Origin of the sequence: Meiothermus rufus DSM 22234 (assembly GCF_000423425.1) — a bacterium.
GTDB lineage: Bacteria > Deinococcota > Deinococci > Deinococcales > Thermaceae > Meiothermus > Meiothermus rufus.
Genome location: NZ_AUHY01000077.1, coordinates 1 through 10741, shown reverse-complemented (window position 1 = coordinate 10741; position 10741 = coordinate 1). Strand labels below are relative to the sequence as shown.

Annotated in this window: 13 protein-coding genes, 1 pseudogene and 1 riboswitch; of the genes and pseudogenes, 9 read left to right on the top strand and 5 right to left on the bottom strand. The window is 63.6% G+C overall.

The genetic code is table 11. From position 1 onward, the window contains the following. Positions 1 to 345, top strand: a pseudogene (locus tag G552_RS0112210) (IS701 family transposase); the annotation flags it as partial. Here the strand turns inward: G552_RS0112210 and G552_RS15415 are convergent. The 3 genes from G552_RS15415 to G552_RS0112195 form a co-directional block, all read right to left on the bottom strand. Then, positions 330 to 848 (bottom strand): methylenetetrahydrofolate reductase, encoded by a 519-nt coding sequence (locus tag G552_RS15415; RefSeq protein WP_245575197.1) that lies wholly within the window; start codon positions 846 to 848, stop codon positions 330 to 332. The pseudogene G552_RS0112210 and the gene G552_RS15415 sit on opposite strands and share 16 nt — an antisense overlap. Then, a complete protein-coding gene (locus G552_RS0112200; protein WP_027883292.1) occupies positions 845 to 2107 on the bottom strand; it encodes an O-acetylhomoserine aminocarboxypropyltransferase/cysteine synthase family protein in 1263 nt (420 codons plus the stop codon). The genes G552_RS15415 and G552_RS0112200 overlap by 4 nt, the downstream gene beginning before the upstream one ends. Positions 2108 to 2159: 52 nt before the next feature. Next, a riboswitch (SAM riboswitch) is annotated at positions 2160 to 2310 on the bottom strand. Between the two features lie 88 nt (positions 2311 to 2398). Further along, positions 2399 to 2953, bottom strand: a complete 555-nt coding sequence (locus tag G552_RS0112195) for a TetR/AcrR family transcriptional regulator (RefSeq protein ID WP_027883291.1) — start codon at positions 2951 to 2953, stop codon at positions 2399 to 2401. Positions 2954 to 3070: 117 nt separating this feature from the next. On the opposite strand from G552_RS0112195, the gene G552_RS0112190 reads away from it, so the two are divergent. From G552_RS0112190 to G552_RS0112170, 5 genes are all read left to right on the top strand, one after another. Then, positions 3071 to 4993 carry an alpha-amylase family protein gene (locus G552_RS0112190; protein WP_027883290.1) on the top strand — a complete coding sequence of 641 codons (1923 nt, stop codon included), beginning with the start codon at positions 3071 to 3073 and terminating at the stop codon, positions 4991 to 4993. Between the two features lie 8 nt (positions 4994 to 5001). Continuing rightward, complete coding sequence (locus G552_RS0112185; protein ID WP_027883289.1) at positions 5002 to 6591, top strand: alpha-amylase family glycosyl hydrolase; 1590 nt, start codon at positions 5002 to 5004, stop codon at positions 6589 to 6591. Beyond that, positions 6588 to 7040 (top strand): low molecular weight protein-tyrosine-phosphatase, encoded by a 453-nt coding sequence (locus G552_RS0112180; protein ID WP_027883288.1) that lies wholly within the window; start codon positions 6588 to 6590, stop codon positions 7038 to 7040. Before G552_RS0112185 ends, G552_RS0112180 begins: the two co-directional genes overlap by 4 nt. Further along, complete coding sequence (locus tag G552_RS0112175) at positions 7027 to 7815, top strand: fructosamine kinase family protein (protein ID WP_027883287.1); 789 nt, start codon at positions 7027 to 7029, stop codon at positions 7813 to 7815. Before G552_RS0112180 ends, G552_RS0112175 begins: the two co-directional genes overlap by 14 nt. 67 nt (positions 7816 to 7882) lie before the next feature. Further along, positions 7883 to 8641: a DUF4388 domain-containing protein gene (locus tag G552_RS0112170; RefSeq protein WP_027883286.1), complete on the top strand. Its 759-nt coding sequence runs from the start codon at positions 7883 to 7885 to the stop codon at positions 8639 to 8641. Position 8642: 1 nt separating this feature from the next. On the opposite strand, the gene G552_RS0112165 is transcribed toward G552_RS0112170, so the two are convergent. Continuing rightward, complete coding sequence (locus tag G552_RS0112165) at positions 8643 to 8981, bottom strand: hypothetical protein (protein WP_027883285.1); 339 nt, start codon at positions 8979 to 8981, stop codon at positions 8643 to 8645. A gap of 207 nt (positions 8982 to 9188) precedes the next feature. On the opposite strand from G552_RS0112165, the gene G552_RS0112160 reads away from it, so the two are divergent. From G552_RS0112160 to G552_RS0112150, 3 genes are read left to right on the top strand one after another with little or no spacing between them, the layout of a single operon-like run. Next, positions 9189 to 9434 (top strand): AbrB/MazE/SpoVT family DNA-binding domain-containing protein, encoded by a 246-nt coding sequence (locus G552_RS0112160; protein ID WP_027883284.1) that lies wholly within the window; start codon positions 9189 to 9191, stop codon positions 9432 to 9434. Then, positions 9434 to 9868, top strand: a complete 435-nt coding sequence (locus tag G552_RS0112155) for a PIN domain-containing protein (protein ID WP_027883283.1) — start codon at positions 9434 to 9436, stop codon at positions 9866 to 9868. Before G552_RS0112160 ends, G552_RS0112155 begins: the two co-directional genes overlap by 1 nt. A 38-nt stretch (positions 9869 to 9906) precedes the next feature. Next, the gene (locus G552_RS0112150; protein ID WP_027883282.1) at positions 9907 to 10392 is read left to right on the top strand and encodes a hypothetical protein; all 486 of its coding nucleotides are present in this window, start codon (positions 9907 to 9909) and stop codon (positions 10390 to 10392) included. 11 nt (positions 10393 to 10403) lie between these two features. Here G552_RS0112150 and G552_RS0112145 read toward each other — a convergent pair. After that, the coding region (locus G552_RS0112145) for a transposase (RefSeq protein ID WP_027883155.1) at positions 10404 to 10741 on the bottom strand (338 nt) is incomplete at its 5' end.

Below are 10741 nucleotides of genomic sequence, written 5' to 3'. Positions count from 1 at the left end.
GTGAGGGTGTTCCGAACGCTCTCCAAGGACGGGGAGGCGGAGTACTGGGCCACGAACCATCTGGGGATGAGCGAAGAGAAGCGGGCGGAGTTAGAGCGGCAAGGATGGGGGATCGAAGTGTACCATCGGGGGCTCAAGCAGTGCTGTGGGGTGGAGCGGGCCCAGGTGAGGAAGGCGGTCTCCATCCTGCGGCACCTCCTCCTGGCTTTGCGGGCCTTCCTCCGGCTGGAGGTCTACCGGCTGCGCAGGGGGGTGAGCTGGTACGAGGCCAAGGCGTCCATTGTTCGCGAGGCAATACGAAGTTATCTCGCCCATCCCCTCCACATCCTTCAGCCAACTGCGTAAGTCCTAAGGTTATGTAGGTCGGCCTCGAGGCTTACCGCCTCCGGATGCCCCTCGGGATACCCTCCACCCGCCACCGTGAAGTAGTCGCCAAATTCCGCGCGGATAAAGGCCACCAGCTCGGAGGCGTAGCGGAAGCCCCCAGCCACCGGCTCGAAACAGCTCGAGCCCTTCGGCGGATCCCCCCGCAAGGCCATGATGTTGCGCACCCCCACTTGGGCGTACTGGTATAGGACATCTCGCAGCTCCTCGGCACTGCTACCCACACAGGTCAAGTGGGCCATGGCAGTCAGGCCTACCTCGTTTTGGATGCGGGCCGCCCACACAATGGTCTTGTGCCGCTCGCTCCCCCCTGCGCCGTAGGTGATGGAAACAAAGGCTGGCCCTAACGGTTTGAGTTCGTGTAGCGTACGGAATAGCGCGGCCTCCCCCTGGGGGGTTTTGGGGGGAAAGAATTCGAAGGAGATGGCCGGCTGACCCTTTTGCAGCAGGGTACTAACCTTCATACCCCCACCTGCTCCACCTTGCTGAGGCCCTCCGCCAGCATCTGCTGTAGGTCCTGCGGGCTTTCCAGGCCTACCGATAGGCGAATCATCTCCGGTTTTACCCCTGCGGCCAACCGGGCTGCCTCGGGCAACCGCCCATGGGTGGTGCTCCAAGGGTGAACCGCCAGGGTACGGGCATCCCCCACGTTGGGCGCTTGCAGGATGCGCAAACCCGCCATAAACCGGCTGGCCCCTTCCAAACCGCCTTGCAAGCCAAAGGTCAGGATGCTGCCGAAGTGACCCCGTAAGTAGCGGGAGGCCCGGGGGTAGGCCGGGTCGGTGGGCAGGCCCGGGTAGCGCACCCAGACCACCTGGGGTTGTGTCTGGAGCCACTGGGCTAGGGCCAAAGCCGTCTGACAGGCCCGCTCAATACGCAAGGCGACAGTCTCGAGGCCTTGGAAAAGCAGGTAGGCGTTGAAGGGCGAGAGCACCATTCCCCCTAGGGCTAGGCCCAGGTGGCGCACCCGCTCCAGAAAACATCGCGGCCCAAACTGTTCCCAAGGGATACGACCCTGAGCGTCGGGGGTGGTGAACTGGGCATAGTTCTGCCAGATAGTGCTTTCGCGCGAGAGCACGGCTCCGCCCAGAATCGAGCCGTGCCCGCTGGCCCACTTGGTCAGGCTATGGGTAACCACGTGCGCCCCCAGCTCCAGCGGGCGGGCCAAAGCGCCCACCGCGCCGAAGGTATTGTCCACCACCAGCGCCACCCCCCGGGCCTCACACAGCTCGGCTAGGCCGAAAAGGTCGGGCAGCTCGAGGGAGGGGTTTCCCAGCACCTCCACGAAGACCGCCCGGGTCTTTTCCTGCAACACCGCCTGTACAGCCTCCACCTCTGGGGCTACGTAGTGCACCCGAACCCCCATCAGGCCCAGCACCTGGTTCAAAAGCCCCACCGTCCCCCCAAACAGCCCCGGGCTGGCCACCACTTCGTCGCCTGCGCGCACCAGGGCCAGCAAAGCGGCAAAGCTGGCCGCCTGGCCCGAGGCCAGGCAGACCGCTCCCAAAGCCCCTTCCAGCGCCGCCACACGGGCCTCGAGGGCCGCTACCGTGGGGTTTTGGATGCGGGTATAGGTGTAGCCCTGGTTGGTGGCGAACTTATAGGCCCCATCCTCCAGGTTCTCAAAACCGTAGGCTGCGGTAGCGTAGATCGGCACGCCTACTGCATGGTGGGGGTCGTGGTCAGGAAGCCCGCTCAGAACAGCCAAACTGGTAAAGTCCATCCTGCAAACCCTCCCTCGCTGAGGTTGAAGAAGGGCCTTTGGCGGTTCCCTTCTTCCATCTTTCCCCTAGGGCCTATGCTGTGCCTAGCGACCCTGGGGGCGGATTTGGCACCAGCACCAGGTCTTCATCGGTAATGGGCGAGAATCCCTGGCAGGTTGCCGCAGCTTCATCGGGCCGTTCCCTCCGCTGCTCTGGATAGAAGAACCACTCACCCTACCGGGTAAGGTTCTATGCAATGGTAGGGTGGAATATACCCCCCGTCAAGACACCCCGGCCAAACCCAGTAGGGGTTATCCAGCCTCTGGTTTGTTTTTCTGCCCCGGCAAACCCCGCACAAACAGCTCCACCCCCTCCTGCAAAAGCTCGTCCAGAGAGTAGCCAGGCATATGCAAGGCGGTCATATAGGCCCCGTGCACGATCGAGGCAAACACCACCGCCAAAACCCGCCCTCGCCCCGGAGCGACCTCCTCTAGCACCTGGGCGATCTGCTCGAGGCCGCGCCGCATGGCCTGCTGGGCCAGGCGTGCCGCCTCCCGGTCGCCCCCCCGGCGGCCCGACTGCGCCGTCATCAGGGCGGAAAGCGGCTCCACCTGTCCACGGTAGGCCAGGGCCAAGGCCATCAGGCGCTGCGGCAAAGAGCCCGGTATGGCCAGAACCTTTTGTGTTTGCTGGGCCCCTTCCTCTAGCAGAGCCTCGAGCAGCTCGCGCTTAGAGGCGAAATGATGATAGACCGCAGCCTTGGTCAGGCCCAGGGTTCGCGCTAGGCCCTCCAGGCTGGTCGCCGCATACCCCCGCTCGGCAAAAGCCTTGCGGGCGTTCTGCAAAAGCGCCCGGCGAGTATCCATTTGGTCAATTTTACGCCCTCTCTAGGCACCACAACACTGGCCCTGCCCACAGGGCTACGGCCTGCTAGGTATCAGGCCATCGGGCAAGGCAGGCTGATTCCGTAGAATACAGAGCACATGGATGTTGCTGCCTTCCTGAAAAGCATCACCCAACCCCTGGGCCAACTCGAGGCCTACCGCCAGGCCGACCTACAAGCCCGGGTAGAGCGCTACCTAAACGACCTCCAAAGCGGGTTACAGGCGGTTTACCCCCAGGCCGAGGCGGTAGCCGAACGGGTGGCCCAGGTCATCGGGCAGAACCTGGCCCAACGCCCGGCGGAGTTGTTGGCCCTGGACCTCAAGCGCGTCCACGCCCCGGACTGGTTCCAGCAGCCCCACATGCACGGCTACATCGCCTACGCCGACCGCTTCGCTGGCAACCTCAAAGGGGTGGCCGAACATATCCCCTACCTCAAGGAGCTGGGTATTCGCTACCTGCACCTGATGCCCTTGCTGCTGCCCCGCGAGGGCGAAAACGACGGGGGCTACGCGGTAGCCGACTACCGCCGGGTGCGCCCCGACCTGGGCAGCATGGACGACCTCGAGGCCCTCTGCACCCAGCTCCGCCAGGAGGGCATCAGCCTTTGCTTAGACCTGGTGCTCAACCACGTAGCCCGCGAGCACCCCTGGGCCGAGGCCGCCCGCAAAGGCGACCTCCATTACCGCGGCTACTTCTACATCTTCCCCGACCGCACCCTGCCCGATGCCTTCGAGCGGAGCCTGCCCGAGGTCTTCCCCGACTTCGCCCCGGGCAACTTCACCTGGGACGACGAGCTAAAAGGCTGGGTCTGGACCACCTTCCATAGCTGGCAGTGGGACGTGAACTGGAGCAACCCCGAGGTGTTCTTGGAGTACCTCGACCTGATTCTGTGGCTGGCCAACAAGGGGGTGGAGGTCTTCCGGCTGGATGCCATTGCGTTCACCTGGAAGCGCATGGGCACCCCCTGCCAAAACCAGCCCGAGGTACACGCCCTTACGCAGGCCTTACGGGCTGCGGTGCGAATTGCCGCCCCCGCGGTGGCCTTCAAAGCCGAGGCCATCGTGGCCCCCGAAGACCTGATTGCCTATCTAGGCACGGGCGCGCACTACGGCAAGGTCTCTGAACTGGCCTACCACAACACTCTGATGGTGCAGATCTGGTCGAGCCTGGCCAGCCGCGACACCCGCCTGTTCACCCAGGCCTTGCGCCGCTTTCCCCAAAAACCTCCCAGCACCGCCTGGGCCACCTACCTGCGCTGCCACGACGACATCGGCTGGGCCATCTCCGACACCGATGCGGCTGCGGTGGGCCTGAGCGGGCCCGCCCACCGGCGCTTCCTCTCTGAGTTTTACAAGGGCGATTTTCCCGGGTCTTTTGCCAGGGGAATGCACTTTCAGGAAAACCCCGCCACCGGTGACCGGCGCACCTCGGGCAGCACGGCCAGCCTGGCTGGTTTAGAAACCGCGCTGGCCTCGGGCAACCCCCGCCTGATCCACCTGGCCCTCGAGCGCATCCTTCTGGCCCACGCCGTCTTTATCGGCTACGGCGAGGGTATCCCGCTGATTTACATGGGCGACGAACTGGGCCTGCTCAACGACTACGACTACGTGCAAGACCCTGCCCACAAGGATGATAACCGCTGGCTGCACCGGCCCAAGATGGACTGGGCCAAGGCGGAAAAACGCCATCAAGAAGGGACGATAGAACACCGACTCTTCCACGGCATCAAAAGGTTGTTAGAGGCCCGGGCCCGCACCCCTCAGCTCCACGCTGCATTCCCCACCGAGGCCCTCTGGCAGCCCAACCCCCACCTCTTGGTGCTGAAGCGGGCCCACCCTATGGGCACCTTGGTTCAGGTCTACAACTTCAGCGAGCAGGACCAGCCCCTACCCTGGGAAACCTTGCGAACCGAGGGCATCGTACAGCCCTACGACCGCATCGAAGAAACCATCGCCCCGGCCTACCTGCGCCCTTACGCCCGGCTTTGGTTGGTACAGCCTCCCCTCGAGGGCAAGCTATAGTGAGGGTTATGGAATGGTGGAGAACCGCAAGCATCTATCAGATTTACCCCCGCAGCTTCCAGGACTCCAACGGCGACGGCATCGGCGATCTGCCGGGCATCCGTCGGCGGCTGGGCTACATCCGCGATCTGGGCTTTGAGGCCATCTGGCTCTCGCCCTTCTACAAGTCGCCCATGAAGGACTTCGGTTACGACGTAGCCGACTACTGCGATGTAGACCCTATCTTCGGCACCCTGCAAGACTTCGACGAGTTGCTGGCCGAGGCCCACCGGCTGGGCCTTAAGGTGCTCATCGACTTTGTGCCCAACCACACCTCCGACCAGCACCCTTGGTTTTGGGAGTCCCGTTCCTCGCGCGATAACCCCAAGCGCGACTGGTACGTCTGGCGCGACCCCGCCCCGGACGGTGGCCCTCCCAACAACTGGATGGCCTACTTCGGCGGGCCTTCCTGGACCTACGACGAAAAGACCGGGCAGTACTATCTGCACCAGTTCCTGCCGGAGCAGCCCGACCTCAACTGGCGCAACCCCGAGGTACGCCAGGCCATGTACGACGTGATGCGCTTCTGGCTGGATAAAGGGGTGGACGGCTTCCGGGTGGATGTACTGTGGCTCTTGGTCGAAGACGCCCTATTCCGCGACGAGCCCCCCAATCCCCAGTACAAGCCCGGCGACATCGACCGCTTCCGCCACATCCACATCTACCAGGAAGACCAACCCGAGACCCATGAAATTGTGCAGGAGATGCGGGCGGTACTGGACAGCTATCCGGGAGATCGGGTGATGGTGGGGGAGATCTACCTGCCCTACCCCCAGCTCATCCCCTACTACGGCACTCCGGAAAAACCCGGCTGCCACCTGCCCTTCAACTTTCACCTGATCTTCCGCGGCTTGAACAACTGGACAGCCGAAAATATCCGCTCGATTGTAGAGGAGTACGAGGCCAGTCTCCCCCCCTTTGCCACCCCCAACTGGGTGCTGGGCAACCATGACCAGCACCGCCTGGCTAGCCGTATTGGGCATGCCCAGGCCCGGGTGGCGGCCATGTTGCTCTTCACCCTGCGGGGCTCGCCTACCTGGTACTACGGTGATGAGATTGGCATGGTGGACGGAGAAATTCCCCCAGAAAAAGTGCAGGACCCTGCAGCGCTGCGCCAGCGGGGAGCTTCTGGCGAGCATGGCCTCGACCCAGGTCGCGACCCCGAGCGTACCCCCATGCAGTGGACGGGGCACGCCTACGCGGGCTTTAGCACCGTCGAGCCCTGGCTGCCGGTGAACCCCGACTACCCGGAGCGCAACGTAGAAGTACAGGACGCCGACCCCTTCTCCATGCTGACCCTGGTGCGTACCTTGCTGGTGGTACGGAAGGCAACCCCCGCCCTGCTCACCGGGGCCTACCAAAGCTACAAGGCCCCTCCAGGGGTGTTCGCCTACCTGCGAGGCGGCGAAGTGCTGGTGGCGTTAAACTTTACCGACCAACCCCAAGCCCTTTCCCTACCGAAAGGTGAGGTGCTGCTCTCCACCCACCTGGACCGCTACGGAGCCGTGGGCGGAGTGTTAGAGCTACGCCCCAACGAGGGGGTGATCGTGCAGCTATGACCCGGGTACTGTTCGTCTGCATGGGCAACATCTGCCGCAGCCCCATGGCCGAAGGCATCCTGCGCAAGAAGCTGCGCGAGCGGGGGCTTTTAGAGCAATTCGAGGTAGACTCCTGCGGCACTGGCGGCTGGCATGAAGGCGAGCCTGCCGACCCCCGCGCCCAGCGGGTGTTAGCGCAATACGGGGCCGACTTCCCCCACGTGGCCCGGCAGATTCAGGCCCACGACCTGGAATACTTCCAGCACATCTTCGTCATGGATCGGGAAAACCTAGCCGTTTTGGAGCAGCGCTTCCCCCAACACCGGGGCAAGGCCCGCCTACTGCTGGAGCTCAACGGAGGGGGCGAGGTACCTGACCCCTACTACCAGGGCCTGGAAGCCTTCGAGGCGGTCTACCGGTTGCTCGACGAAGCCCTCGAGGTCTTCCTGCAAAACCATGCACCCCGCTGAGCTGCTGCGTCAGGCCGGCCTGAAGCCCTACCCGTTAGAAGCCCTTTCCGGGGGCGAGATGGGCCAGGTCTGGCGGGCTGGCCCTTATGTGGTCAAAACCCATCCCAGCCCCCCAACCGGCCTATTCCGGGCCGAGGCCCGGGGGCTTTGGGCTTTAGCCCAGGCCGGGGTACGGGTGCCCCAGGTCTACTGGGCCAGCGAGGCCGGGCTGGTTCTGGAGTACCTTCCCCCCGGGCCACCAAACTGGGAAGGCCTGGCCCGCATGCTGGCCGCCCTGCACCGCCTACGCCCCCCCGCCTACGGCTGGGATGAACCGGTCTTCCTGGGCAGCTTTGCCCTGCCCGAGGGTACCAACCTCGACTGGCCCCGCTTCTGGAAGGAAAAGCGCATCCGGCCTTTGCTCGAGGCCACCTGGCCCGCCCTGGGAACCCTGGGACCCCGCCTCGAGGCCCTGCTGGATCAGCCCTTGCCCCAGGAAGGCCCAACCCTACTCCACGGCGACCTGTGGCAGGGTAATGTCTGGCACACCCCAGATGGCCCGGCCCTGCTCGACCCCTCGGTCTGGTGGGGCGAGCGCGCGGTGGACCTGGCCATGATGACGCTGTTTGGCGGCTTTCCTGCCGAATTCTGGAGGCTATACCGCACCCTCTACCCTATCCCCCTCGAGGTCGAGCGGGCTTTGCCCCGTTACCAGGTCTACTACCTGCTGCTGCACGTGCACCTCTTTGGCCCTCGCTACCTGCCCCTCTTGGCGCGAACCCTCGAGCAGGCCTAGCCTGTGCCCTTGGTCAAATCCAGCCTGGCCCAAACGCGCTACCCTGAAGGAGGGTTACCGGTTTGCCATGGAAGGTACTTTTGAGCTTCTAGGCCCCATCGAGCTTTTGCAACTCCTCTCGCAGGCCCGTCAGACTGGGGTCTTCCAGGTGCCTGGGGGGGAGGTCTACCTCGAACGCGGCCAGCCGGTACACGCCGAGTACAAAAACCAGGTAGGCCGCGAGGGGCTTTTCCAGATTCTGGCGCTGAAGGAGGGAACCTTCCGCTTCCTAGTAGGCGAGCGGGCCAAGCAGTCCAGCCTGGAAGGCTCCCTCGATAACTACCTGCTCCAAGCCATCCGCTTCTTGGACGCCCACCTCGACCTAAGCCCCTTCGACCAGGTTCAGCTCACCGATGCCCACCGCACCACCCACCTCACCCTCTCCCCCGAGGAGTTCGAGCTACTGCGGCACATGGGCAAGCCCATCAGCCTCTTTGATCTGGCCGCTGTCAGCGGGGTGTCCAGCGAGGTGGTGAACCTGAATATAAGCCGCCTAGCCCGCTTGGGGCTGGTGCAGATCATCCCCCGCACCCCCCGTACTGTGCGCCTGGTGGTAGGCCGCCTAGAAGGCTCTAGCGCGGCCTGCATCGACACCCAGCTACTTAGGGCCTGGCGCAGCCACTATGGCCCTTTTACCCAGGTACAGGTGCGCACCGAGGAACGGATACTACTGCTGTCGGTAGAGGCCAAAAGCAACCTAGGGCCGCAGCTATTACTCTCTCCCGAGGCTTTGCTTTTCCACAACCTGCGGGTCGGGCAAGAGGTGCTGGTCTGGCCGGCCTTGTAGCCTAGCTCTTCTTGCCCAGGCGTTCCTGGGCTGCCCTGGCTAGTTCTTCGGCCCTGGCCCTGGCCTGCTCGGCAGCGTGCTGGGCTTGCTCGCTCAGGCGTTTGAGTTGATCGGGAATACCGTCGCCGTCTTTGTCCAGGTTAGCCTTCAGCTCCTCGAACCTGGCCCGGGCCTGCTCAGCGGCCTGACGGGCCTGGTGCAGCACTTCCTCGAGCTGATCCGGCACCCCATCGCCGTCCTTGTCGAGGCTGGCCTTAACTTCATTGAATTTAGCCTCGGCCTGCTTGAGCGCATTCTCCGCAGCCTCGCGGGCTTTGTTGGCCAGTTCTTTGAAATCCATGGTGTTCCCTCCGCCCTCAATCCTAGCACCCTGGGGTGACGCCGGTATGAAAGCACGAGGACACCATATACCGGCTCTCTGGGATTTTGTCGCCACGCCCGAGCCTGTGCCCTTGGTCTAGGGCTGGCCTGGTCGGATTCAACCTACCGCCGGAGCCTGGGGTGAGGGTCGCAGATACTTATCTGATTTTCTGTTATTTTGAATTGCATGAAAACCATCATCCAACTCTCGCCCAGGGGCCAGGTAACCCTGCCTGCCGCCATACGGAAGACCCTGGGCCTCAAAGCGGGAGATGTGCTGCTGCTCAGGGTAGAGGAAGGAAAGGTAGTGCTAGAACCGGCTCGGGTGCTCCCTTTGGAAGCCTACACCGAGGAGCGTATCCAGGAGTTCACCCAGGCCGCCGCGGTAAGCGAGGAGGAGCTGGCGGCCTTTCGAAAAGCCTGGGGGCTGTAGTGCGGGTTTTTTTGGACGCCAACGTGCTCTTCTCGGCAGCGTTGGGGGGCGAGGTATTCCGGTTGATCTGGCTTTTGGCCGAGCGGGGGCAGCTCGAGCTGTTCACCAGTCCGCTGTGCCAGATGGAAGCGGCTTTCAACCTCGAGCGCAAACGCCCCCAGGCCGCACCCCGGCTCCCCTTGCTGATGCAGCGGGTACAGCAGGTGGAAGAGCCAGAGGAAACCGACCCCTCCCCCGATGAACCCCTGAAAACCCTGCTCAAGTCGCTACCCGAAAAAGATCGCCCGGTGCTGCAAGCTGCCCTATATGCGCAGGCCCAGATCCTGCTCACCGGCGACCTCAGGCACTTTGGCCCCCTGATGAACCGGGGAGACCTGCCCTTGCGGGTGCTAAGCCCGGGGGATTTCATCCGGCAGGTGCAGCCTAGCCCTTAATATCGATTCCAACCCTCCCGTTGAGTTATGCTCCTCCTATGGACGCCCTGGCCCTCTACCGGCAGGGCCGCTACCTCGAGGCCCTCTCGCTGGCTCAAGCCCAGGGGCAACCCCAGGCCGCCGCCCTGGCCCTGCTGGCCCTGGGCAAGGCCGGCCCGGCCCAGGAGGTGCTTTCGGCCTGGCAGCCAGCCCACCCCAGCGAACAGGCCGAACGCCTGGCCCTTTTGGGCTTCGTAGCTTACCGAAGGGGAGACCCCCAGACCTACCGCCGCCTGGCCCTGGCCGCGGCCCAGCAGACCCAGACCCCTCTCACCCTCTACCACCTGGGCCTCTCGCTCCCGCCCAAAGACGGCCTTTTAGCCCTGCAGGAGGCCCTGCAAGCCCTGGAGGCCCAAAGCGCACCCCCCGTAGAGCAAGCCCGCCTCTGTTATGCCCTAGCCCGCACCCTGCGGCGGCTGGGCCGTTTGGCTGAGGCCCTCGCCTATGCCAGCCTGGCCACCCTGCACGACTCCCAGCCCTACTAAGTATTTCCCCATTAGATTTTTACCTCCACAGCCCCCAGTAGGTCCAAGGCTTGCAACAGGGCTTGCTTGAGGTGGGAGAGGCTAGCGTAATGGCGGCGGGGCAGAAGGTAGGCTTTGAGCTTTCTCCAAAAGGTCTCGATGAGGTTGAGCTGAGGGCTGTAGGGAGGCAAGAAGCGTAGATAGAGGTTTTGCGCTTGCCAGGTTGCCAGCCGAGCCTGGATCAGCTTGGCTTTGTGGAAGCTGGCATTGTCCAGCACCATGACCGTGAGCTTGTTTTGCTGGCTGGCTTGTTGGGCCTGCTTCTCAAGAAAAGCCAGTACCGCTTCTTTCGTACATCTACCTTCCAGTA